This window comes from uncultured Helicobacter sp., from assembly GCF_937893305.1.
GTDB lineage: Bacteria > Campylobacterota > Campylobacteria > Campylobacterales > Helicobacteraceae > Helicobacter_D.
The window spans coordinates 1-23,332 of the sequence record NZ_CALBGN010000006.1 but is presented as its reverse complement, the minus strand read 5'-3'; the positions used below and the strand labels follow the sequence as shown (position 1 = coordinate 23,332).

20 protein-coding genes and 1 pseudogene are annotated in these 23,332 nt (G+C 35.6%); 9 read left to right on the top strand and 12 right to left on the bottom strand.

Going from position 1 to position 23,332, the window contains the following annotated elements:
- Positions 1-111 precede the first annotated feature (111 nt).
- From Q0358_RS01185 to Q0358_RS01160, 6 genes are all read right to left on the bottom strand, one after another.
- Complete coding sequence (locus Q0358_RS01185) at positions 112-1,434, bottom strand: major outer membrane protein (RefSeq protein WP_299546160.1); 1,323 nt, start codon at positions 1,432-1,434, stop codon at positions 112-114.
- Positions 1,435-1,588: 154 nt separating this feature from the next.
- Entirely contained in the window at positions 1,589-1,840 is a 252-nt protein-coding gene (locus tag Q0358_RS01180; RefSeq protein ID WP_299546158.1) for a hypothetical protein, read from the bottom strand.
- The gene (locus tag Q0358_RS01175) at positions 1,824-2,141 is read right to left on the bottom strand and encodes a hypothetical protein (protein WP_299546156.1); all 318 of its coding nucleotides are present in this window, start codon (positions 2,139-2,141) and stop codon (positions 1,824-1,826) included. Before Q0358_RS01175 ends, Q0358_RS01180 begins: the two co-directional genes overlap by 17 nt.
- A 93-nt stretch (positions 2,142-2,234) precedes the next feature.
- The gene (lpxD, locus tag Q0358_RS01170; RefSeq protein ID WP_299546154.1) at positions 2,235-3,239 is read right to left on the bottom strand and encodes a UDP-3-O-(3-hydroxymyristoyl)glucosamine N-acyltransferase; all 1,005 of its coding nucleotides are present in this window, start codon (positions 3,237-3,239) and stop codon (positions 2,235-2,237) included.
- Positions 3,240-3,247: 8 nt separating this feature from the next.
- The gene (gene ilvN / locus Q0358_RS01165) at positions 3,248-3,721 is read right to left on the bottom strand and encodes an acetolactate synthase small subunit (protein ID WP_299546152.1); all 474 of its coding nucleotides are present in this window, start codon (positions 3,719-3,721) and stop codon (positions 3,248-3,250) included.
- A 3-nt stretch (positions 3,722-3,724) separates the two neighbouring features.
- Entirely contained in the window at positions 3,725-5,416 is a 1,692-nt protein-coding gene (locus tag Q0358_RS01160) for an acetolactate synthase large subunit (RefSeq protein ID WP_299546150.1), read from the bottom strand.
- 181 nt (positions 5,417-5,597) lie between these two features.
- Here Q0358_RS01160 and gltX point away from each other — a divergent pair, with 181 nt between their 5' ends.
- From gltX to ispG, 3 genes are read left to right on the top strand one after another with little or no spacing between them, the layout of a single operon-like run.
- The gene (gltX, locus tag Q0358_RS01155) at positions 5,598-6,998 is read left to right on the top strand and encodes a glutamate--tRNA ligase (RefSeq protein WP_299546148.1); all 1,401 of its coding nucleotides are present in this window, start codon (positions 5,598-5,600) and stop codon (positions 6,996-6,998) included.
- A gap of 56 nt (positions 6,999-7,054) precedes the next feature.
- Positions 7,055-9,232 (top strand): WD40 repeat domain-containing protein, encoded by a 2,178-nt coding sequence (locus tag Q0358_RS01150; protein ID WP_299546146.1) that lies wholly within the window; start codon positions 7,055-7,057, stop codon positions 9,230-9,232.
- Between the two features lie 12 nt (positions 9,233-9,244).
- Positions 9,245-10,327, top strand: a complete 1,083-nt coding sequence (gene ispG / locus Q0358_RS01145) for a flavodoxin-dependent (E)-4-hydroxy-3-methylbut-2-enyl-diphosphate synthase (RefSeq protein ID WP_299546197.1) — start codon at positions 9,245-9,247, stop codon at positions 10,325-10,327.
- A 1-nt stretch (position 10,328) separates the two neighbouring features.
- Here the strand turns inward: ispG and Q0358_RS01140 are convergent, their stop codons facing one another.
- On the bottom strand, positions 10,329-11,138 hold the full coding sequence (locus Q0358_RS01140) for an HDOD domain-containing protein (protein ID WP_299546144.1): 810 nt from the start codon (positions 11,136-11,138) through the stop codon (positions 10,329-10,331).
- 142 nt (positions 11,139-11,280) lie between these two features.
- On the opposite strand from Q0358_RS01140, the gene rfaD reads away from it, so the two are divergent.
- Genes rfaD through Q0358_RS01120 form a run of 4 tightly spaced genes read left to right on the top strand, consistent with a single transcriptional unit; the run spans position 11,281 to position 14,843 of the window.
- Positions 11,281-12,297 carry an ADP-glyceromanno-heptose 6-epimerase gene (rfaD, locus tag Q0358_RS01135; protein WP_299546142.1) on the top strand — a complete coding sequence of 339 codons (1,017 nt, stop codon included), beginning with the start codon at positions 11,281-11,283 and terminating at the stop codon, positions 12,295-12,297.
- A gap of 15 nt (positions 12,298-12,312) precedes the next feature.
- Positions 12,313-13,848 (top strand): D-glycero-beta-D-manno-heptose-7-phosphate kinase, encoded by a 1,536-nt coding sequence (rfaE1, locus tag Q0358_RS01130; RefSeq protein WP_299546140.1) that lies wholly within the window; start codon positions 12,313-12,315, stop codon positions 13,846-13,848.
- Positions 13,848-14,408 carry a D-sedoheptulose 7-phosphate isomerase gene (gmhA, locus tag Q0358_RS01125; protein WP_299546138.1) on the top strand — a complete coding sequence of 187 codons (561 nt, stop codon included), beginning with the start codon at positions 13,848-13,850 and terminating at the stop codon, positions 14,406-14,408. Before rfaE1 ends, gmhA begins: the two co-directional genes overlap by 1 nt.
- Positions 14,409-14,843, top strand: coding sequence for a hypothetical protein (locus Q0358_RS01120; protein WP_299546136.1), 435 nt, complete (start codon positions 14,409-14,411; stop codon positions 14,841-14,843).
- Here the strand turns inward: Q0358_RS01120 and Q0358_RS01115 are convergent.
- From Q0358_RS01115 to purM, 5 genes are read right to left on the bottom strand one after another with little or no spacing between them, the layout of a single operon-like run.
- The gene (locus tag Q0358_RS01115; protein ID WP_299546134.1) at positions 14,820-16,055 is read right to left on the bottom strand and encodes a polynucleotide adenylyltransferase; all 1,236 of its coding nucleotides are present in this window, start codon (positions 16,053-16,055) and stop codon (positions 14,820-14,822) included. The two genes, Q0358_RS01120 and Q0358_RS01115, sit on opposite strands and share 24 nt — an antisense overlap.
- A complete protein-coding gene (raiA, locus tag Q0358_RS01110) occupies positions 16,033-16,593 on the bottom strand; it encodes a ribosome-associated translation inhibitor RaiA (protein WP_299546132.1) in 561 nt (186 codons plus the stop codon). Before raiA ends, Q0358_RS01115 begins: the two co-directional genes overlap by 23 nt.
- 40 nt (positions 16,594-16,633) lie before the next feature.
- The gene (locus Q0358_RS01105; RefSeq protein WP_299546130.1) at positions 16,634-17,416 is read right to left on the bottom strand and encodes a shikimate dehydrogenase; all 783 of its coding nucleotides are present in this window, start codon (positions 17,414-17,416) and stop codon (positions 16,634-16,636) included.
- A gap of 3 nt (positions 17,417-17,419) precedes the next feature.
- Entirely contained in the window at positions 17,420-18,172 is a 753-nt protein-coding gene (locus Q0358_RS01100) for an SH3 domain-containing protein (protein WP_299546128.1), read from the bottom strand.
- A gap of 56 nt (positions 18,173-18,228) precedes the next feature.
- On the bottom strand, positions 18,229-19,215 hold the full coding sequence (gene purM / locus Q0358_RS01095; RefSeq protein WP_299546126.1) for a phosphoribosylformylglycinamidine cyclo-ligase: 987 nt from the start codon (positions 19,213-19,215) through the stop codon (positions 18,229-18,231).
- Between the two features lie 138 nt (positions 19,216-19,353).
- Between purM and Q0358_RS01090 the strand changes: the two genes are divergently transcribed.
- Positions 19,354-21,459, top strand: coding sequence for an RNA degradosome polyphosphate kinase (locus Q0358_RS01090; protein WP_299546125.1), 2,106 nt, complete (start codon positions 19,354-19,356; stop codon positions 21,457-21,459).
- Between the two features lie 570 nt (positions 21,460-22,029).
- Positions 22,030-23,332 (top strand): annotated as a pseudogene (locus Q0358_RS01085) (hypothetical protein); the annotation flags it as partial.

The window sequence follows — 23,332 nt, the reverse complement described above, 5'->3', positions numbered from 1 at the left end:
TTAATAGTCAGTCTTATTTTTAAAATATGAAATCTAAAATTTAGATTCCATATTTAAGTTAGGAGAATCAAGCAAAATTTACTTGATAGAAGTTTCTAAAAAATCTTAGTGCTAAAAAGAATAGATAGCTTCAAGCTTGAATTGATTTCTTTGTTCAGAGTCTATCTGTGCAGTGCTTTTTGTTTTTAAAATCGCATAGTAGCTGTGAAGTTCAATGTTTTGATTGTATTGCCAAGTAAAATTTGGCGTAACTTCATAAAAATCAATCTCATAGTTTGTTTTTGTGGCAAGATTGTTAATTTTATTTTTGCCTTTGACATAATCTATGCCTAAACTAAAATTTTCTAATGGAGAGTAAGAGAGACTTGCATAAAGTGTTTTTAGTTCTTTTTGTAAATCTTTATGAATTGCTCCGCTAATGGCTGAAAAGTTGATTTCTGTTGCATCATAATTATCAAACCATAGTGCGCCAACTTTTTGCAACGCGCCCTCATCATCTAAAGACACACCAAAATTATCTTTTGTGTTTGTGATAAAGCCTAAATTTAAAGCAAGTGGGAGATTAAAGCTAGCAAAATCAACTCCGGCTTCAAGGCTTATAAAGTCGCTTTTAGTTTGATATTTTTGCGTATTTTCCCCTAATGCAACTCTTAGGGAATCTATGCCTGCATTTTTTGTTTGTGCATAGGCGTATTGTCCGCTTAAATGAAAGATTTCGTGGCTAAAGGAAATTTCTGTAAAAAATGCGGAATCTAAAATATCGTCAATATGAAAATACCACGCTTGCGCATCTAAACTCCCTAAATCAAAAGAATAGTTTGTAAGTGTAGCAACTGTGTAAAGCGGTTTTGTAATGCTTTGATTGGGGAGTGCATCGCTTAAATCATCTAAACTCCACGCATCAAATGCACCAGCAACTAAAGAAATGTTGGGAATATCGTTGTTTAACATTAAAATTCCCGTCCCTCTATCATCGCCCTCATCATTTAGTGGTGTTGCAAGACGCATTTTGCCAAGAGTGATATTGCTCTTTGTAAAATCTGGTGTAATGGTTGCAAAAAATGTGCTAACTCCAAAATTTCCATCTTTTCCAGCTCCAAGACCTTCGCCTAAAAATGAACCTTTAGATTCATTTGCAGGAGAACCTTTGCCGTGATTGACATTGTTAGAATTGTCATAATATACACCAAGTGTTAAGGCGATATGATTTTGCACAGGGGTTTTTAGCTCTGCTTCTGCGTGCCAAGTATGATTAACTTCCCCTGTTCCATTGTTGTCTTTTAAGAAACCTTGATTTTTGAAGCGATTATCTTCGTATTCGTATTTTAAATAACCGCTAACATCCACGCCCTTAATAGCTTCTTCAAGGCTTTGTGCTGTTGCGTTTGCAGCAAGAAGGCTGAGGGTAGCTAAACTTAAATGTAATCCTTTCATATAACTCCTTTATGATTTTTATTATTAAAATGAAAGCGCAAGGATAGCATAAAATTTTTAAAAATAAGAATAATTTTTATTATTTTAAAAATATGGAATCAAAAATCCATTTGGATTCCATATTTTTAAAAGGCTTTGAAGAGTTATAAAGAATTTAGAGATTTTTATTAATTTTTTTCAATGCTTTGCGTAGTGCTTTGACTTGTTTTTTTGGGATCATTATGGATTGTTCATTTTGTATGGTGTCTCTTAGTGTATCATCAACACTAACTTTAATGCAAACAGCACCTGCATCTTTTCCGCTTTGACCGGGGATATTAAAAGTGGAAACCTCAATCACTCCTTTTTTGAAAAGACTACTTTTTAAAGGAATTGTATAAGAAAGTTTTTTAATTTTTTGCTTCATTGTCTTGTTTTTGCGTTTTTTTGGACTTTTTTGTTGAAGTTTTAGTAAGTTTTTGGACCTTCTTATTTTCTTTTTTGATTTTTTTATATGCAACTTTAGATTCTTTTAATGCTTTACGAATAGCTTTGATTTGACTAAGCGGTAAATGAATTTTCCAAGATTGTGTATCGCTAATTGACGCGCAAATACTAACCACAGCTTGACTATCTTTACCATAAGGCTCTTCAATAATCGCAAAATCAAGCGAACCATTTTCACAACCATTTAGTGAAATACTTTTGTAAATCTTTGCCTCTTTCATAATACTAACCTTTACCTTTAGATTTATTTTTTCTTTATTCAATGAGACAAGGATATTATATGATAACTTAAATTACTCTTATAAAATTATAAATTAAGATTTTTTTAACATTTTTTTCAAAAGTGCTTGAAGTTTTAACCATTCATTAATAGGCAAAAGCGGATGTCCCGAGAATTTACCATTTGATGGTAGGCTCTTTGAAATCGCGCCACGTGCCCCAACTTGTGTAAAATCTCCAATATGCAAATGCCCTGCACTACCGCATTGCCCACCTAAAACGACATTACGTCCTGTTGAGGTTGAGCCTGAAATTCCCGCTTGTGAAACAATAATGGAAAACTCTCCAATGTTACAATTATGCCCAATTTGCACAAGGTTGTCGATTTTTGTGCCTTGTTTAATGCGCGTTTCTCCAAAAACAGCTCTATCAATCGTTGTGTTTGCGCCGATCTCTACATCATTTTCAAGCACGGCTTTTCCATTGTGATAAATTTTAATATGCCGTCCATCTTTTGTGTGTGCATAACCAAATCCATCGCTTCCAATGACGCTATTTGCGTGGATTCTAACATTATCTCCAATCTCGCAATTCTTATAAATGCAAACACCCGGAAACAACACACAATTTGCGCCGATTTTGACATTTTCACCAAGGGTTACATTAGCTAAAATTACACAATTTTCGCCAATCTCACTTCCATTTCCAATAGTTACATTGTTAGCAATTTGCGCGCTTTTAGCGATTTTTGGAGGTATTGTTTCGCTAAAAAGTGGAGTAGCAAAATATTCTGTCAAATATGCCATTGCAAGATAAGGATTTTCGCAAACAAGCGCAAATGCTGAAGTTGGAATCGCATTTAAATGGCTTTCACGCACCAAAATTGCTTTTGCTTTGCTTGTTTTAATCTGTGGGATATAGCTTTCTTTTTCTAAAAATGTAATAGAATCACAAGTTGCATTCTGTGGGGATTCTAAGTTGGTAATAAAGTTGGAATCCAAAAAGCTAGAATGTGTTTCCCAGCCATTGCTTGTATAGTGCATTACACATTCTAAAACTTCTTTGTCTTTTAAAAGTGCGATAATCTCTTTTAACTCCATAGCTTCCCTTAGTTATTAGATTCAATCGCCAAAATTCCGCTACGCGTGATGTCTTTTGGCTTGTGAATTTTAAGCGCGCTTAAAAGCGTATTAATGCGTGCGTGTGTATCGCAAGCTACAAAAATTGCAAATTTATCATTTGCTTCTAAAAGTCTTCCATTAAATGCACTAAAAAGAGTGCTAATTGCGCTTAGGTTTGCTTCAATATTAAATTTTGCAAGCAAGGATTCTTGTTCTATAATTTGCTCATCTTCAAGCACTTTTAAGACAGGAATTAATTTATGAAGTTGCTTAAGGATTTGCTCAAGAACCTTATTATCGCCTCTTGTAGCAATAGTAATGCGTGAAAAGTTAGAATCCAAAATAGGCGCAACACTTAGAGATTCTATATTATAACCGCGTCCAGCAAACAATCCGCTAATGCGAGATAAAACGCCGTGTTCATTAAGAACGGTTACGGTGATTATGCGTTTGATTTCCATTGCCTACTCCTTATACTCTAGCATCATATTAAATAGTGCGCCACCAGTTGGCACCATTGGCAAGACATTTTCCATTCTATCAATACGCACATCAAGTAAAGCAGGTTTATTAGAGTGGATTGCAGCCTCTAGGGCTTCTATAAAATCTTCTTTTGTGGAGCAAACTCTGCCATAACCTCCAAAGGATTCCACAAGCTTCACAAAATCTGGCTGTTGTTCTAAATTTGTTTCAGAATAGCGATTTTCATAAAAGAAAGTCTGCCACTGCCTAACCATTCCTAAATAATTATTGTTTAAGATGATATTAATCACAGGGATTTGATATGCAAAACAAGTCATTAACTCTTGGATATTCATTAAAATTGAGCCATCACCACTAATATTTATAGAGATTTTATTAGGGTATGCTTTTTTTGCCCCTATTGCAGCAGGCAAGCCAAAGCCCATAGTTCCTAAGCCGCCACTTGTAATAAATTGTCTAGGTGTGCTAAAAGGATAAAATTGCGCAGTCCACATTTGATGTTGTCCAACATCTGTGCTAATAAGTGCGGAGTTGCCTAGTATTTCACCAAGTTTTTCAAGCACCCATTGTGGCTTTAAAGGTGTTGTGGAGTCTTGATAGCTTAAGGGGTGCAGTTTGTTGTAGCGTTCTAGTTGCTCTCTCCACGCAAGTGTAGATTTAGCGTCATAGTCTTCGCGTATAAGGGGCAATAGTTCTTCTAAAACACTTTTAATATCTCCAACAATAGGGTAATTTGCATTAACGATTTTGCTAATACTGCTTGGATCAATATCAATATGAATGATTTGCGCATATTTTGCAAATTCACTAAGCTTTCCTGTAACTCTATCATCAAAGCGTGCTCCAAGTGCGATGAGTAAATCTGACTCACTCATTGCCATATTTGCACAATAGCTCCCGTGCATTCCTACCATTCCTAGTAAATTTGGGTGATTATGCGGTAAGATTCCACGCGCCATTAGAGTTTCAACTGCTGGGATTTGCGTAACTTCACAGAGATCTTTAATGAGTTCTGCGCTCTCTGAAGCAATCGCGCCACCACCTAAGTAAAGCAAGGGCTTTTTGGATTCTTTTATAACTTGAGCAGCTTTTTTAATCTGTCTTAAATTGCCTTTATAGGTGGGTTTATAGGTTTGTAATTTGATTTCACTTGGATAATTAAACTCTCCCATTGTCGCACTAATATCTTTTGGGAGATCAATATGCACAGGTCCGGGACGTCCGCTTTTTGCAATATAAAAGGCTTCTTTTAAGATTCTAGGTAATTCTTCAATACTTTTGACAAGATAATTATGCTTTGTGCAAGGGCGTGAGATTCCAACAGCGTCAATTTCTTGAAAAGCATCTGTGCCAATTAGACTTGTAGGGACTTGTCCGCTAATAATCACTAAGGGTATGGAATCCATATAAGCAGTTGCAATTCCAGTAATTGTATTTGTAAAGCCCGGACCACTTGTAACAATAGCAACTCCCACTTCACCGCTAGCTCTAGCATATCCATCTGCTGCGTGAATGGCTGCTTGTTCATGGCGTGTTAGGATATGCTCAAAGAAGTTTTGCTTATAAATCTCATCATAAAGATTTAATGCAGCACCACCGGGATAACCAAAAATAACCTTTATGCCTTCATTTTTAAGTGCGTGCATTACCATTTCAGAACCATTTAATTGCATAAAAAATCCTAAATTAATTTTTGCTGGATTCTACTTTAACAAAACTTTAACAACGCTTTTAGGATTCTAACTTTAGGTAGTTACTCGCGGATTTTGTGGTGTGAAATTCTATGATTTTGAGGAAAAAATTTAGAATCTTTAAGGTAAGATTTCATTATAAGGATTAATATAAAGGAATTTTATGAGTAAGATTGTAACGCGTTTCGCACCTTCTCCTACGGGCTATTTACATATTGGAGGTTTGCGCACAGCATTATTTAATTATCTGTATGCTAGAGCAAATGGAGGAAAGTTTTTGTTGCGCATTGAAGATACGGATTTGGCGCGTAATTCCACAGACGCTAAAGATGCGATTATTCAAGCTTTTGATTGGGTGGGAATGGATTATGATGGTGAAGTGGTGTATCAAAGTCAAAGATTTGCGCTCTATGCAGAATATGTGGAAAAACTTTTAAAAGAAGGCAAAGCATATTACTGCTATGTGCAAAAAGAAGAATTAGATGTAAAGCGTAAAGAAGCGGAAGCAAAAGGACAGGTGTGGCAATATGATAGGCGTTATAGGGATTTTAATGGCACGCCACCAGAGGGTATAAAGCCTGTTGTTAGAATCAAAGCTCCACTTGAAGGTGAGATCGTGTTTAACGATGGCGTAAAGGGAGAAATGCGCATTAATGCAAAAGAGTTAGATGATTTTATTATCGCAAGAAGTGATGGGACGCCAACTTATAATTTTGTTGTTGCTGTTGATGATGCTTTAATGGGGGTTACTGATGTGATCCGTGGAGATGATCATCTAAGCAACACTCCTAAACAAATTGTGGTGTATGAAGCATTAGGATTTGCAATCCCTAATTTCTTTCATGTTCCAATGATTTTAAATCCAGAGGGCAGAAAACTAAGCAAACGCGATGGTGCAATGAGTGTAATGGAGTATAAAACGCTAGGATATTTACCGCAAGCACTTTTGAACTTTTTGGTGCGTTTGGGTTGGAGTTATGGAGATCAAGAGATTTTTTCAATGCAAGAAATGTTGGATCTTTTTAATCCTAACCACTTAAACTCCGCGCCATCTTGTTATAACACAGAAAAATTACTTTGGCTCAATGCTCATTATCTAAATGCTTTAAAAACGGAATCCTTAAATGCGATTTTGCCTTTTTATGGTGCAAATGTGCCAAATATGAAGGTGCAAGAGATTTTATATCCGGAGATCAAAGAACGTTCAAAGACTTTAGTGGAGTTTGTGGAGATTTTAGAAAAATGTTTAAATCCTGTGGAATCTTTTGATCAAAAAATGCGCCAAAAAGTGAAAAATGATGAAAATATTCACTTTTTTAAAGAATTTCTTGTGTATTTAAATGCGCTTAAGAAACCTTTAAAAACCCCACAAGAAGTTGAGAGTGAGATTGCAACATTTGCAGATTTTCAAGGATTGAAGGCGAAAAGTTTATTTATGCCCTTGCGCTATGCAATGTTAGGAAGTAGTGGTGGAGTTGGAATCGCGCCACTCATTGCTGCTTTAGGGGTTGAGATAGCAAAAGAGCGAATTTCAAGAGCATTAGAGGATTTACAAAAAGATTAAATAAAATGAAGGTATAATGGCTCACTATTTAGGAATTTTTGGGATAGGAGATGATGATGTTTCCAGTAAAAGGAAAAATAAGACTTGTTGGAAGCGCTCTAGGAATAGGGATCAGTGAAAATTTTGTGATTTGTGTGGATAATTTTTATAATATCTCTAAATTTGCAAAAGATCATTATGCAATTGATAGTGCGTTGCAGCTTGCAAAAGATATTGAACCCTTGCATCATTTTAGTAAAGCAGCAACAGTTTCTTATGCCACAGAGAAAGTTGCGCTAGGCTTTGCAAAAGCCACAAAAGGCGTTGTGGTAAAAACCGATTCTAATATTGCTCCTATTGCACAGCTCACTTGGCAGAAACTTCAAATCTCAAAAATTGCTTATTCTCACGATGATGGCTTATTGGCAACAGGAGGAGAAGATGGGCGTGTTCTTGTGTATTCTGCGGATAATCATCAACTTATTTTAAGTCTTCCACCTTTGCCAGATACGATTTCTTCTATTGTATTTAGCGATGATGATAGCTTAATTCTTTCTGCATGCTACGGTAAGAGTGCGACAATTTTTAATATTGTAAAAAACACGCAGGTTGCGACATTAAAAATAGACTATCTTATTGAAGATGCTTTCTTTTATGCAGAAAATACAAAATTATTTTGCGTAACAAAAGAAGGAAAAATTTTTGTTTATGACATTAAAGAAGACAAAATCATTAGTGAAACGCTACTTCAAGGGGCTTGGCTGACAACTTGTCATAAACTTGCAGGTGAAGAGTTTGCCATTGTTGGGGGCAAAGATAAGCAGCTTAGAATAATCCGCTTAAGTGATAATGCGCTTTTAGATTCCGTCTCTTTAGAGCAAAGTGGAATCACAACAATGCGTTTTGAGGGGAGCTTACTTTATCTTGGTTATTCTGATGGTGTGGTAGAGATTGTGGATACTGATGAAGCGCGTGAAGAAATGCTTGAGTTTTTAAATAAAGATGATTTAAAAGGTGCGCTTGGTGTGATTCAACAAAAGAATGTTTTTTTAAAAACAGACAACACATATTGCACGAAGTTAGAATCGCAATGGAAAGAAGCCTTAGCAAAAGCTATTGATTTGTTAGCAAAAGATCAAATGCAAGAAGCAACAGCAGTGATTGAGCCTTTTATGCTAGATAAGGCAAAAAAGGAAGAGTTTGATTATTATTGGCAGCAAAAGGAATTTACTGCAAAATTTATGGACGCACTAGAAGTAAAAAACTATGCAGAAGCCTATCGCTTAAGTGATCAACACCCTTATTTGAAAGACACGCTAGCTTATGAAGAAGTAGAAAATTTATGGAATAAGACTTTTGAAGTTTGCAAACGCTTATTGTTTCAAGATCCACAAGGAAATTTAGCTAAAGCGCAGGACTTGCTACGTCCTTTTACGCTAGTAAAATGTAAGAAGGATTCTGCTATGATGTTGCTTAGAAACAGCGATAAATATGTGCAAGCAGATAAGGAATATCGAGCAAAAAACTTTGTAGAATATTTCAAAATGACAGAACGCTTTCCTTTTTTGAAAGATGTGCTAATTTATAAAAGCGCGTTATTAATTGGAGATCAGATTATCCAAAGAGTTAATGCGCTAGAAAATCAAAATGAGTTTATTAAAGCTCTTGAAGTGTGTAAATTGCTTGCTTCTATGGCTCCTTTTAAAAATGAAGCAAACTCTAAAGTTAAAATTATTCAACTTAAACAAGATTTTGCACAAGCTTGTAGAGAGCGTAAGTTAAGTGAGGCTTTTAAACTAGCAGAAGAACACTATGAATTGCGGTCAATGCCAGAATATAAAATGCTCTATGATACCTTTAAAAAACACGAAAAAATCGCATTTAACTTTGCTGTGGCGGGTAATGGAAAAAGTGCATTAGACAACTTAAAAGATTATTTGCACATTGAATGCTGGGTAGATAAGATTGCAGCAATTTTAAAAATTGCGTATTTGGCAGAATTTACAAACAATGCGCCTGGGAAAACAGGTGCATTAGAAAATATTTCTTGGAAAGAAACATTTCAATATTACATTGAGCGTTATGGGAAGGATGAAGAATTAAAGAAGGTTGTTGGCGAAATGGGGTTGCAAAATGAGTTGGACAGCATCCCATTTGATGGAAATCCTAAAGGCTATCTTACAACAATTATTGCAGATTCTTTGCTATCCATTGATGATCAACCGCTACATCAACACGAAGAAGAGGGTAAATAGTTGGAATCCATTATGAAAGAGCGTTATAAAACTAAGCAAATTGCAGTGGGTAATGTGTTAGTTGGTGGTGATGCTCCTATTTCTGTGCAGAGTATGACTTTTAGCAAAACTTCTGATTTGCAAACCACAAAAGCACAAATTGATTGCTTACAGCTTGCAGGTTGTGATATTGTGCGTGTTGCTGTGAGTGATAACGAAGATGCAAACGCTCTAAAAACGCTTAAAAGTATGATTTCTTTACCGCTTGTGGCGGATATTCATTTTCGTTATAAGTTTGCTTTAATTGCTGCAGAATCTGTGGATTGTATCCGCATAAATCCCGGAAATATCGGCTCAAAAGAAAAAATCAAAGCCGTTGTTGATGCGTGTAAAGATCGTGGGATCCCTATTAGGATTGGAGTAAATGCTGGGAGCCTAGAGAAGCAATTTGAAGAAAAATATGGTGCAACACCTAAAGGAATGGTGGAATCAGCACTTTATAATATTAAACTTTTAGAGGACTTTGGATTTAATAATCTTAAGATATCCTTAAAAGCTAGCGATGTAGAACGCACAATCACAGCTTATAAAATGTTGCGTCCTTTGGTGGAATATCCTTTTCATTTAGGTGTTACAGAAGCTGGAGATTTAGAATCTTCTATGATTAAAAGCTCTATGGCATTAGGCACGCTTTTAATGGAAGGGATAGGTGATACAATGCGCGTTTCTATTACAGGGGAGCTAGAAAAAGAAATTGAAGTTGCGCGTGGAATCTTGCGTTATAGTGGGCGACAAAAAGAGGGGGTTACCTATATTTCTTGTCCAACTTGTGGGAGATTACAAGCAGATTTAGTGCCAATTCTAAAGGAATTAAAAGAAAGAATGCCAAAAATCACTGCCCCTATGCAACTTTCTGTTATGGGTTGCGCTGTGAATGCACTAGGAGAAGCAAAACACGCAGATGTTGCTATTGCTTTTGGAAATGGTGATGGACTTGTGATTAAAAAGGGTGAAATTGTTGGAAAATACAAGCAAGATGAACTTATTGATGTATTTATCAAAGAAGTGGTAATTACAGAATCAGAGATGCTACAAGCTCAAAAAGAAGGAAAATAAACTACACTACTTCTTCAAGTGTTTTGAGATTTTCAAGTGTGGCATTAAAGGAATCTAAATCTAAGTTGTAATGACGAACTTGTTGTAGTGCAATGTTGATTTGTGTTTGACTAGCAACATTAAAAGGATTAATTAAAGAATTTAGAACTCTTAGCGGATAAACATAAGCTTCTAAATGTTTTGGAATCTCATCTTCTAAAAGATAATGTGCCGTTTGCACCATTGTGTCTTCAAAATTCCAATGTTCAAATAAAAGCTCTAAAATCTCAAATTGATTGCAATGAATGAGAGAATTTTCAGAGTTTATAAAGTCTTTAGGATCAAATTTTTGCATAAATTCTTGTTCGTCATTTTTCTTTCTTAGACAATCTGCAATCACAACCATTCCAATATGCATAACAAGTGTATAAGGAATTAGAATTCCTAAAAGATCTTTTTTGTTTTGATACCATTGAAACAAAAAGGCACTTTTTAAGTTTGCAGCATTTACAAATTGATTTGTGTTAATTTTATAAGGACTCAAATCTATTTGCAGGCTTGATTTTACAGCACTTGCTATGGCTAGCCCTTTAGCAGTTGAGATTCCAAACATAGAAACCGCTTGGAAAACAGATTGAATTTTACGCGTATAACCATAAAGGGGAGAGTTTGCATATTTGATTAATTCTGTGGTTAAAAATGGATCTTTTTCAATGACACTGACAACTTGCTTGATAGTTGTTTCTTCATTTAAACAAATTTGTTGCAGTTTAGTAATAGTTTGTGGTAATGGTGGAAGTGCTTCAATATTAGCACTAATGAAACTTTTCATAAGAACAACTCTCAAAAATATTAGAGATAAAAAACTTTATAAATATAACATAAAAATCCATATTTTTGAGTCTTAATTTACGCAATATTGTAGCGGTTTTTGTTATAATCTTAAGCAGTATTCAAAAGTTTTAGGAGATAAAATGCAATACATTAATGATTCTTTAGAAGGGAAAAAGATTCTAATTACAGGTGGATCTGGGTTTATTGGTTCAAATTTAGCACTTTATTTCCAAAAATATCATAAAGCTGAAGTGGTTGTTTTTGATAGTTTTAGAAGTGAAAAAACTTTTAGTAATGGGCACTTTAGATCACTTGGGCATTTTAAAAACCTTTTGGATTTTCAAGGAGAAGTGATTGTTGGAGATATTACAAACAAAGACGATTTAGCGCGCTTACATTCTTATAGTTTTGATTATATCTTTCATCAAGCAGCAATTTCTGATACCACAGTAATGGACCAAGAAGCAATTTTGCGTGCAAATGTCAATGCCTATAAGGACTTGTTAGATTTATGTGTGCATAAGGGCGCGCAAATGATTTACGCTTCTAGTGCTGGTGTGTATGGAAATTCTCCTGCTCCAAATAGCATAAGCAATGGGGAGCTCCCAGAAAATGTGTATGGATTCTCCAAATTAATGATGGATAATCTTACGCAAAAATACTTGCAAAATTATCCAAATTTAAAGATTGTAGGCTTGCGCTATTTCAATGTTTATGGACAAAAAGAAGTGTATAAAGGCAAAACAGCATCAATGATCTTACAGCTTGGTTTGCAAGCATTGGCACAAAAAAAAGTGCGTCTTTTTAAAATGGGGGAGCAAAAGCGTGATTTTGTATATATTGAAGATGTGATTCAAGCAAATGTCAAGGCAATAGAATCCAAAAAAAGTGGTGTGTATAATGTTGGAAGTGGCAATGCGCGCTCTTTTAATGACATTATTGCGTGTTTAAAAATGGATTTAGGAGAGTTTGAAGTAGAATATTTTGAGAATCCTTATGCGTTTTTTCAAACACACACAGAAGCAAATATTGTGCTAACAAAAGAATTTTTAAATTACACTCCACGCTTTTCTTTAGAAGTTGGAATAAAAAATTATCTACCAGAGATTAAAGCAATCCATACAAGCGGTTTGTGGCAAGAAGCTTGCAAAATGTAGTTGTTAGGATAAAAAGTGAAACCAGAGATTTTAGTCATAGGAGATTTGATTTTAGATCATTATATTTGGGGGAGTTGTGAGCGTATTTCTCCAGAAGCTCCTGTGCAGGTGATTGATGTCAAAAAAGAATCTTTAAATTTAGGTGGTGCGTGCAATGTGGCAAGCAATCTTATTGGTTTAGATTCTAATGTTTGGATTTGTGGGGTAGCAGGAGAAGATGAAGCTGGAAGCACATTAAAGGCGGAGTTAGAAAAATTAGGGATTTATACAGATGGAATCTTTTTTCACGCAAATCGTCCCACCACGCAAAAATCACGCATTATTGCAGGACATCAACAAGTTGTGCGTGTCGATAGAGAAGATAAAACGCAAATTTCTAAAGAAGCTAAAGCATTCATCTATCATTTCACGCAATCTTTAATTTTAGATTCCAACATTGCTTGCATTGTCTTAAGTGATTATCAAAAAGGCGTGCTAGGTGCGGAGCTAACACAGCAGCTTATCTCTTTAGCAAAAAGCAAAGGCATTAAGATTTTAGCAGATCCAAAAGGTAGAGATTACACAAAATACAAAGGTGCGACACTGCTAACGCCAAACAAAAAGGAAGCCACAGAAGCCACCGGGATTGCAATTTGCAATGAAGAAAGTTTAAAACAAGCTCTTTTGTGTTTGCAAAATTTGTGCGATTTAGAAATTTCACTCATTACGCTTAGTGAAGATGGAATCGCTTTTATCAAAAACGATGATGTTGTAAAAAAGATTCCAACAATTGCTCGTGAAGTCTTTGATGTAACAGGAGCTGGAGATACGGTGATTGCTTCTCTTGCTTATATGTTAGCATTAAGAGAACCCATTTCACAAAGTGTGTATTTTGCAAATGCAGCCGCCGCTGTTGTTGTTAGTAAGCTAGGTTCTGCAACGGCAAGCAAACAAGAGATTTTAGCTTATTTAAAGCGTAATAATCTTTTAGATTCTACACTCGTTAATGCGGATTTTTTAAAGATTTTTGACACTAGAGAAGAGAGTTTTGATTTTAATTCTCAAATTAGCAAAATTTTAAAGCGCAAAACTCTAAATTTCTATGGAGATAAATGGGTTAAAGAAAGTGAGTTTGCGCCATTTTTAGAGAGTTTAGAGCAGTTAAAACAAGAGGGATTTAAGGTGATTTTTACAAATGGTTGTTTTGATCTTTTGCATTTAGGGCATTTAGATTATCTTCACAAAGCTAGAAAGCTAGGTGATTTGCTAATTGTTGGGCTAAATAGTGATCATTCTATTAAACGCCTAAAAGGTAATGCGCGCCCTATTAATTGCCAGAGTGATAGAATCGCACAGCTTTGCGCATTAGAATGTGTGGATTTTGTCGTGATGTTTGATACAGATACTCCAGAGGAGCTGATTGAAAAAATCCGCCCAGATGTGCTTGTAAAAGGTGCAGATTATGCGAATAAAGAAGTTGTTGGCGCAAATTTTAGCAAAGAAGTGCGTTTAATTGATTTTATAGAGGGCAAAAGCACAACGGCACTGATTCAAAAAATAAAGGAATCCTAATGCAACAAATCATTTTAGAAGAAATCAAAGCGCATTTACAAAGCGCGCAAAAGTTAGAATCTTTAGTGCCAAATTTAGAAATTGCAGCACAAATGCTAATTGATACACTTAAAGGTGGCGGTAAGATTTTGCTTTGTGGAAATGGTGGGAGTGCAGCAGATGCACAACATATTGCAGCAGAATTAACAGGGCGTTACAAAAAAGAGCGTCAAGGCTTAAGCGCAATTGCGCTAACAACAGATACAAGTGCGCTTACTGCTATTGGCAATGACTATGGCTATGATTATGTATTTTCAAGGCAATGTGAAGCATTGGCTAATCCTAAAGATTTGCTTTGGGGAATTTCTACAAGTGGAAATAGTAAAAATGTGCTAAATGCGCTAGATCGTGCGCGACAAATAGGTTGTAAGACGCTAGGCTTTAGTGGTAGAGATGGCGGAGCAATGCAAAATCTTTGCGATGTGTTATTAATCTCTCCTAGCAATGACACGCCAAGAATCCAAGAAATACATATTTTAATGGGGCACATTCTTTGCGATTTGATTGAAAAAAGTTATTAAATGTTTTTTGAAAAAATTATTTCAGCCTGTTCTAATGATGGATTTTCTTTAGAAAATGCTTTGTATAAGCAACTTCAAAATGGTGGTATCAAAGCGGATTTTGGAGATTTAAGTGCAAATCAAGATGGAATCTATTTTTCTTATCCAAACAATAAAATACAAAAAGTTCTATTCTATCAAGCAAAAATCCAAGAAGCCACCTTTAGAGCTAAAGGCGATCCAAGTGTGCATTTATGTGGCTGTAAGGCTTGTTTGGAAAATCTTAAAAATCCAGATTTTTTAGCAGTTGTTACTAATGATTTGAGATTTTTTCTAGAGATTTATTCGCATAAGGTGCAAATTAAGTTTTTTAATGACAAGCCTTTAAGTCTCTGTCAAGAATGCGTAAATCTTGTAGGCTTTAGTGGGGATTTAAAGGTGTTTTTGCAGAGCTAAAAATGCGGAATCTTTTTTTAAGATTCTAATTTTTTCTTTTAAAATCTGTGCTTTTATGGCGTTTGGAGTGGGGTTGTTTTGTGCAATCCACTCCTTTGGAGAATAATTCAAAAGCGTATTAAAGGTATTTAGTAAAATGTCTTTAAAGGCTAAAAAGTTGAAATCCAAAATGTCTTTACTAATGCGCCCTTGCTTATCTGCTAAAAGTAAGTCAAGTTGAAGTTCTAACAAGGTGGAATCCTTTTTGTAAGTATCAAAAAACGCCACACATTTACTAAGTCGCATTTGTGGAAGTAAATAGATTTTAATATGGTTTTGGATTAGAAGTAACATAGGTTTTTTGATTGTATTTGGGAGTGCAATATCTAAAAGTGGTGTGATGATGTTCAAATCATCGTGTCCTTGTGAGTTTCCAAAATTACGATAACAATAAGGTTTTGCAATATCGTGGTAAAGAGCAGCAAACTTTAACACTAAGTTTTTTTTAGATTCTGTGAGTTTTAACACTTCCATTGTGTGTGCAAAAACAGAAGATTCTAAATGGTGCAAATTGCCTTCTTTTAGGGTTGTTAGTGCATAAATGCTAGGGAAAATCACATCAAGTACGCCAAGTTCAAAAAGACTTTCAAAAAACACATAAGAGTTTTGCGCTAAAAGTGCGTTTTCAACTTCCTTATACACGCGATTTTTTTCTAAATAGCGCAATTCATCACGCATTTTATAAATTAAAACTTTTGTGCTTTGATGAATCTTCCATTCCACTCCAAACCTAGCACGAAATCTTGCAATCCTAAGCACACGCAAAGGATCTTCACAAAAAGCATCACTAATATGACGCAAAATCTTATTGTGCAAATCTTTGATGCCACCAAAGGGATCGTGATAAGTTTGTGTAGATTCATCAAATGCAATAGCATTAATAGTTAAATCACGGCGTTTTAAGTCTTCATCAAGGCTTACTTTATGTGTTTGTATGTTAAATCCATTATATCCTTGCTGCGTCTTTTTTTCGCGTCGTGCTAAGGCAATTTGAGAATTATCTTTTTGTAGAAAAACGGGAAAGCTTTTGCCAACTCTAAGAAGATGCTTAAAATCTTCTTCGCTAAAGCCAACAGCTACATAATCTTTGTCTTTAGTAGGAAGTCCAAGCAGTGCATCACGCACTGCACCACCAACAAGATAAATTTTTTTAATAGAGTCCGTATTTGCCATCAATTCGTTTATAAATCACGCGCATTTTAGAATCCTTATCGTTAAAGACGAAAAATTGTTGGGAGCTACTTTTTAATCTCTCAAGCGCATCTTCAATATCTAAAGGCTTATGCAAATCTAAATCCATAGGGACAATCTCATCTTCCCCTTTATTTGCCAAAGCTTCATCGCGCAAAATAGTTGTTACCATTAAATCTTGTGCTGGGATTGTGAATTTTTTGTTTTGTTTATCGTGATGACGGCGCAAAATCTTATGCATTCTGCCAATGGCTAAATCTACAGCTGCATAAAAATCCTTATCCACTTGATTAATCACAAGTGTATTAGAGTGCGCTAAAGAGAGTGTAATATCAATGCCAAAGGCGCGTTTTTTCTTTTTTTCTCCTTTTTTGCTGCCTTTTTTTTCTTGATAGGTTACAACAACGCGTGTGCTTAGAATATCAAGTTGATATTTCTCAAGGCTTTGCGTAAGGCTTAAAATATAATCTTTCATTGCTTCAGTGAGTTCAAAATGACGGGAAGTAATGATTGTATGCATTTGTGTTCTCCTTTGATGAAGTTAGGATTATTGTAGCATATTAAAGAATATCTTGCATACTTTGGCGTAAAATTTTTAAATCAAATGCGATATTTTGGGATTGCATAAAAATTTCAAAGGCTAAAATTGCTTGTTGGATTAGCATTGCTTTACCATCAGAAGTTGCTATATTTAGGGATTTTGCAAGCTTTAAAAAAGGCGTATCTTTGCCATAGATTAAATCAAAGGCAAAACGCGTATTTTTAAGCAAAGAGGTTAAACGCTCCTTTGTTAAAGGGAGTGTGTTGTCTATAAGTCCAGCTGGTGTAGTGTTAATCACTAAATCATAAGAATCTTTTGGGGCAAAAGTTTCAAAAGTGGCGCATTTAAAATCTTTAAAATCCAATAAACGCTTTTGCGATCGGTTAATGAGTGTAACATCAACTTCTTTTTGTTTTAAAATGTGAGCAACTGCTTTTGCTGAACCACCAGCACCGATGATTAGAGCATTTTTTGGAGCTAAATTTTCCACACAGAGATAAAACCCTAAAGCATCAGTATTGTAACCTAGCATTTTATTGCCTTGAAAAATAATAGTATTAACAGCTCCTATTTCGCGTGCAATCCCAAAAGTTTCATCACAAGAATTAAACGCAACTTCTTTAAAAGGCACGGTAATATTTGCACCCTTTAAATGTAAGCTTCTTAAGTGGTAAAAGGATTGATTTTCTTTGAGCAAATAACGCCCATAAAAGCCTGCAATTCCTAGCATTTTAAAAGCGTGGTTGTGCAAAATAGGAGAGAGTGAGTGGGCAATAGGATTGCCAATAACCGCAAACTGCATTAACTAATCACGTAAGATCAAGGAGCGTTTCACAACCCAGCCATTTTTGCCATTAGCCGTTGAATCTTGGATTTTGACCCAAATTCCATTTGTTTCTATAATGCTTACTGCATCATTTGGTGTGAGCTTGTTTAGGATTCTAGCTTCCGTGCTAGGATTTTCTCTAATATTTAAGCTTGGCACTTTAGAGGCATACAAGGCTTGTGAAGCTTCTGTAATGTTGGAATCCATTTTAGATTCCATAGTTTGCGGTGCTTCTGTAATGTTAGGATTAATGTTAGATTCCATAGCTGGTGTTGTTGTTTCTTTCACAAAGCGTTTTAGTGCCCAGCCAATAGGCTCTTTAGTGCTAGAATCTGCAAGCAAAATCCACCCATCTCTTTCTTCAAGGCTTATCGCGGTTTGCGCAGGGGTGAGTTTGCCAACAATGTGGGATTGTGTGTTCGTATCTTTACGAATATTTAAGGATTTTACACGACTTGTTAAGTGGCTAATAGGCTTTTGTTCTGGAAGTTGCTGTGGTGTTGCCAAAGGTGCTTCTAAAGGACTTTGTTGCGCTTCTTTAGGAATTTCTCGTGCGATTTCTTTTGGAGTTTCTATAATGCTTTGCATAGATTCTTCTTCAGAAATTGGAGTTTGTAAAGATTCTTTTTTCTTTAAGAGTTCAAAAGCAGAGTAATATATAACAAAGGTCAGCAATAACACAAAAATAGGTAAAGGATAAACCTTTAAAATTTTTTTTAAGCTCTCAAGCATTGATATTTTTCTCTAATTTTTGGATTTTGGGCTAGATTATAGCAAAAAATTATCTTTTACACAAACTCAACGCCTTTATCTCCGTTTTCAAGTGTTCCTAAAATATAACCTTCTTTAGCGATTGAATCTGCATCTTTTGGATCAACAACAAGCACCATTCCAACACCCATATTAAAAGTGCGGTATTTATCAGTGTCTTGGACATAATGGCAGAGCATTTCAAAAATCGGTAACTGCTGAATGTTTTTTTCAATGATCTTCGCACTAATCCCATTAGGTAGCACGCGTGGGAGATTTTCTACAAGTCCGCCCCCTGTGATGTGTGCTAGAGCTTTGAGCTTGCCTTGAAGTTTTTTAAAAGTTTGGACATAGATTTTTGTTGGCTCAAGCAAGGTTTCAATTAAAGGCTTTCCTTCAAAGTTGGAATCTAAGGCAATATTGTGTTTTTCTAGGATTTTTCTAACGAGTGAATAGCCATTAGAGTGGATTCCACTGCTTGGAAGTGCGATTAAGACATCACCTGCCTTTGCTTGTAAGGGACGCTCTACAATTTCTCTTTCTGCAATCCCTACTGCAAATCCTGCTAAGTCAAAATCCTTATCTTTATACATTCCGGGCATTTCCGCACTTTCTCCACCAATTAACGCACATTGTGCCTCTAAACAACCTTGTGTAATTCCGCTAATCACTTGCAAAGCGGCGTTTTTATCAAGCTTCCCTGTGGCGTAATAATCTAAGAAAAACAACGGAGTTGCAAAGTTGCAAATTAAATCATTTACACACATTGCAACTAAATCAATCCCAACACTATTTAAGATTCCACTATCAATGGCTAGTTTTAGCTTTGTGCCAACGCCATCTGTCGCTGCTAGCATCACAGGTTCTTTATAACCACTAGGGAGCAAAAACGCACCGCTAAAAGATCCGATTCCACCTAAGACATTTTGATTGAAAGTTTGTTTAACAAGCCCCTTTAAGCCTTCTACAAGGGCATTTCCTTCAGCAATATCTACACCAGAATCTTTATAGTTTAATTTATTCATTTCTAATCCCTAAGGCAAATTTCAAATCGCAATCATAGCAACTTAAACCTTACAAATTCTTACATTTCTATAAGGATTCAAGGCAACTTTAACGCAACTCAATATATAATAGAATGAATTTCAAATAAAGGGGTTTAGATGTCACAAAATTCTTTAAATAAGTCTGCTAATTTTATTAATCGCGAATTGTCTTGGTTGCGTTTTAATACGCGCGTTTTAAGTGAAGCGCAAGATATAAACAATCCATTGCTTGAGCGTTTAAAGTTTATCGCAATTTATGGCACAAATTTAGATGAATTTTATATGGTGCGTGTTGCGGGACTAAAACGCCTTTATAGCGCAGGGATTACAGAGAGCGGTCCTGATAGGCTAACTCCAAAAGATCAATTAGATGAAATCAGAAGCTATTTAAAAGCCGAAAAAAAACGCCTAGAAGATTGCTATTTTGAGATTAAAGGAGAGTTAGCAAAACTTGGATTGCATATCAAAACTTACGCACAAGGTAACAAACAAGAAAAACAAGAATTAAAAGAGTATTTTTTAAACCATCTTTATCCCATTGTTGTGCCTATTGCTGTTGATGCAACACACCCTTTTCCGCATTTAAACAATCTAAGTTATGTGCTGGCATTAAAACTTCAAAGCCTAGATAATCCTAGTGAAGTTAAATTTGGAATGACGCGTATTTCAAGAATGCTCCCGGGATTTGTGCAGTTAGGAGATGCTTATTTTTGTACAGATTCTATTGTGGCAGAATTTACAAATGAGCTTTTTCCCGGCTTTAAGGCGTTGAGTTGGAGTGCATTTAGGGTTACAAGAAACGCAGATATGGAGATTGAAGAAGAAGAAGGCGATGATTTTATGGCATTAATGACAGAGGGGTTAAAATCGCGCCGAAAAGGTGAGATTATTCGCCTTGAAATCGATAAAACTGAAGATTTAGAGCTAAAAAACTTCATCACACAATATATCCAAGTTACCCCAGAAGATATTTATGAATGCGAAGTTCCGATGAATTCTAATATTCTTTGGGAGATTGTAGGAAATAAAAACTTTGCAAAGCTCACATTCCCTAGTTATACTTCTAAGATTTTGCCTCCACTTGATTCTAATGCAAATATTTTTTCTGTGCTTGATAGCCAAGATATTTTGAGCTTTCAGCCTTATGAGAGTTTTGATCCGGTAGTGAATTTTATCCAAAGTGCCGCAAAAGACCCTGATGTTTTTTCCATCCGTATGACACTTTATCGTGTGGGCAAAAACTCTCCGATTGTAAAGGCGTTGATTGAAGCTGCGGAAAATGGCAAGCAAGTAACCGCCCTTGTGGAGTTAAAAGCAAGATTTGATGAAGAAAACAATCTCCACTGGGCGCGCGCATTAGAATCCGCTGGAGCGCATGTGATCTATGGAGTTCCGGGACTGAAAGTGCATGCAAAAATCGCTTTAGTGATTAAAAGCATTGGCAAAGAGTTGCGCGAATATGTGCATTTAAGCACAGGAAACTATAATCCAAGCACAGCAAAAATCTACACAGATATTAGCTATATGACTTCTAAGCGTGCTTTTACACAAGATGCCACTAAGTTTTTTCACAACCTCTCTGGCTTCTCTCATAAATCTAAACTTAGCGTATTGCTTGCTGCTCCTTTGCAAATCAAGCCAAAAATTTTAGATTTAATTGAAAATGAAGCAAAAATGGGAAGCGAAGGACGCATTATCCTAAAGGCAAATTCTGTGGTAGATACAGATGTGATTTTAGCACTTTATAAGGCTTCAAATGCAGGGGTAAAGATTGATTTAATTGTGCGTGGAATTTGTTGTTTGCGTCCTGGGATTAAAGGGGTTAGCGAAAATATCCGCGTGATTTCTATCGTGGGTAAATACTTAGAGCACGCAAGGATTTATTACTTCAAGCACGCTGAAGTGCCAATCTATTTCGCAAGTGCGGATTTAATGCCAAGAAACTTAGAACGCCGTGTAGAGTTAATGACGCCTGTTTTTGATGATGAGCTAGCAAACAAGCTATTTGAAATCATAAAAATCCAAAGCGAAGATAACGCTAAAGCACACGAATTAGGTTCTAATGGAGAATACACAAAACTTGCCCCAAAAAGTAGTGAAAAGCCAATTTCTAGCCAAAAAATCCTAGAAGAACATACAAATGCGCTATATTCTTCGCTCAAACAAGAAGAACGCGCAATCAAAGCAAAAAAATTAGCAAGCAGAATGTTTAAAGAAAGCTAAGTCCAAAAACAAGGACTTAGAAATGTAAGCGTAATTACTAAAAATAAAATTAAAATCTTTTATTAAAATTTAATCTAAAAAAGTCATTTAAAAAGGTATAATTCAAAAATTTTTTAATTTTGCAAACAAAGGAGAAATTTATGCAAAATCATCTTCCATTGACTCTGTGGGGGGGGGGCAAATCCTAATTATCAGCCACTAAAACGACTTACTTCTTCAATCTTCTATGGTTCATTAGTTTTAACAACCTTACTTACAAATGTCAATGCAGATGATATTGAGATTCAGAAAGGTCAATCTGAAAATAGAGTTGATATTTCTAATGGTGTTACTAAAGATAATGTAATTATTAATGGAACTGTAGGTCCACAAGGGATTCACAATAACGGAACGATTAATAATGATATTACTATCAATCAAGGCGGTAGTGTAACAGGTGGAATCCATAATAATAAAGGTGCTACAATTTCTGGCAATGTTGATATTAAAGGTGCTCTTGTTGGCAGGGTAAATAATGCATCAAACATTAAAGGGGATGTTATTGTAGACGGTGGCAGTATTGATGTAGGTGTGAACAATCAAAGAGTGAATGCCATAGGAAATGAAGGCACTATTGATGGTTCAATCCATATAAAAAATGGAACTGTAACAGGTGGAAATAATTTTTCTAGTTATGGTCATGTTGCTGTCTATAATAGCGGAACAATTAACAAGGATATTAAAGTTGATAGGGACGCCATCTTAAATGGTGGAATCGTGATTCATAATCTTAATCAAGGGGGTCGTGGAACAATAAAAGGAAGCATTGATGTAGGGGGAAACATTAAAGGCACTAATGTTGGTATTTTAAATTGGATGTCGACCATTGAAGGAGGTATTTCTGTTAAAGATACTGCTAACATAACTGGAGGTATTTGGAATAGATATGGGGGAAGAATTAATGGAAAAATTGAAGTTGATGGGAAAGTTAATGGAAATATTACTAACGGAAGTCAGGGTTCCGATAATACTGGGCACGGTGGAACAGTAATTGGAGATGGCATTACAATAAATGCAAATGGTAATGTTACAGGTAATATTATTAATCATAATAAAGCGCAAATCAATCAAGGTGGCATAGTTATCAATGGTGGAAGTTTAGGCGGTAATATCCAAAACTCCGGCACAATTAGTAAAATCTCCATCAATGGCGGTAGCGTAGGTGGCGACATTAAAAACAGCGGAACCAATGCAAAAACAGGAAATATTACTATTAACAATGGTGGAAGTGTTGGTGGTTCTATCATTAATGAAAATGGTGCAACTTTCTCAGATAACATTACATTAGAAAAAGGCTCAACTCTAGGTGGAATCCAAAATAATGGAGCAAACTCCACAATGAGTGGAACCTTAGATTTAAAAGGTAATGTCGGCACAATCTCTAATGCAGGGACATTTGATAGTGATTTAAATCTTAATGAGATTAGCGTTAATACAATTAACAATTCTAATACATTCAATGGAAATTTAACAATTAGTGGAGCAAGCGTTCAAGCCATTAATAACACAGGTGGCACTATCTCTAAGGATATTACAATCACAAATGATGCAAAAGTTGGCACTATCTCTAATGCTGCTGGTGCAATCATTGCAAAAAACATTTCTGTTAATAACTCTACACTAGCAGGTATTAATAATGAAGGAGAAATCCAAGAAGAAGTCAAGCTAGAAAACAAAGGAATCTTAAATGCCTTAAGCAATTCTGGCACAATCAAAAAAGTCTCAATCGCCAATGGTTCTAAACTAGCAGGCAATATTACAAACTCTGGCACAATTACTAATGGTATCACAATTGATAAAGCAAGCCTAGAAGGAAATATTACAAATTCTGGAA

What these genes read in the sequence shown, in the direction of transcription:
- lpxD (WP_299546154.1), bottom strand. Translation starts at nt 3,239, where the DNA reads ATGGAGTTAAAAGAGATTATCGCACTTTTAAAAGACAAAGAAGTTTTA.
- Q0358_RS01140 (WP_299546144.1), bottom strand. Translation starts at nt 11,138, where the DNA reads ATGAAAAGTTTCATTAGTGCTAATATTGAAGCACTTCCACCATTACCA.
- Q0358_RS01100 (WP_299546128.1), bottom strand. Translation starts at nt 18,172, where the DNA reads ATGCTTGAGAGCTTAAAAAAAATTTTAAAGGTTTATCCTTTACCTATT.
- gltX (WP_299546148.1), top strand. Translation starts at nt 5,598, where the DNA reads ATGAGTAAGATTGTAACGCGTTTCGCACCTTCTCCTACGGGCTATTTA.
- Q0358_RS01185 (WP_299546160.1), bottom strand. Translation starts at nt 1,434, where the DNA reads ATGAAAGGATTACATTTAAGTTTAGCTACCCTCAGCCTTCTTGCTGCA.
- raiA (WP_299546132.1), bottom strand. Translation starts at nt 16,593, where the DNA reads ATGCATACAATCATTACTTCCCGTCATTTTGAACTCACTGAAGCAATG.
- Q0358_RS01090 (WP_299546125.1), top strand. Translation starts at nt 19,354, where the DNA reads ATGTCACAAAATTCTTTAAATAAGTCTGCTAATTTTATTAATCGCGAA.
- gmhA (WP_299546138.1), top strand. Translation starts at nt 13,848, where the DNA reads ATGCAACAAATCATTTTAGAAGAAATCAAAGCGCATTTACAAAGCGCG.
- Q0358_RS01175 (WP_299546156.1), bottom strand. Translation starts at nt 2,141, where the DNA reads ATGAAAGAGGCAAAGATTTACAAAAGTATTTCACTAAATGGTTGTGAA.
- ispG (WP_299546197.1), top strand. Translation starts at nt 9,245, where the DNA reads ATGAAAGAGCGTTATAAAACTAAGCAAATTGCAGTGGGTAATGTGTTA.
- Q0358_RS01105 (WP_299546130.1), bottom strand. Translation starts at nt 17,416, where the DNA reads ATGCAGTTTGCGGTTATTGGCAATCCTATTGCCCACTCACTCTCTCCT.
- Q0358_RS01115 (WP_299546134.1), bottom strand. Translation starts at nt 16,055, where the DNA reads ATGGCAAATACGGACTCTATTAAAAAAATTTATCTTGTTGGTGGTGCA.
- Q0358_RS01180 (WP_299546158.1), bottom strand. Translation starts at nt 1,840, where the DNA reads ATGAAGCAAAAAATTAAAAAACTTTCTTATACAATTCCTTTAAAAAGT.
- Q0358_RS01150 (WP_299546146.1), top strand. Translation starts at nt 7,055, where the DNA reads ATGTTTCCAGTAAAAGGAAAAATAAGACTTGTTGGAAGCGCTCTAGGA.
- purM (WP_299546126.1), bottom strand. Translation starts at nt 19,215, where the DNA reads ATGAATAAATTAAACTATAAAGATTCTGGTGTAGATATTGCTGAAGGA.
- ilvN (WP_299546152.1), bottom strand. Translation starts at nt 3,721, where the DNA reads ATGGAAATCAAACGCATAATCACCGTAACCGTTCTTAATGAACACGGC.
- rfaD (WP_299546142.1), top strand. Translation starts at nt 11,281, where the DNA reads ATGCAATACATTAATGATTCTTTAGAAGGGAAAAAGATTCTAATTACA.
- Q0358_RS01160 (WP_299546150.1), bottom strand. Translation starts at nt 5,416, where the DNA reads ATGCAATTAAATGGTTCTGAAATGGTAATGCACGCACTTAAAAATGAA.
- Q0358_RS01120 (WP_299546136.1), top strand. Translation starts at nt 14,409, where the DNA reads ATGTTTTTTGAAAAAATTATTTCAGCCTGTTCTAATGATGGATTTTCT.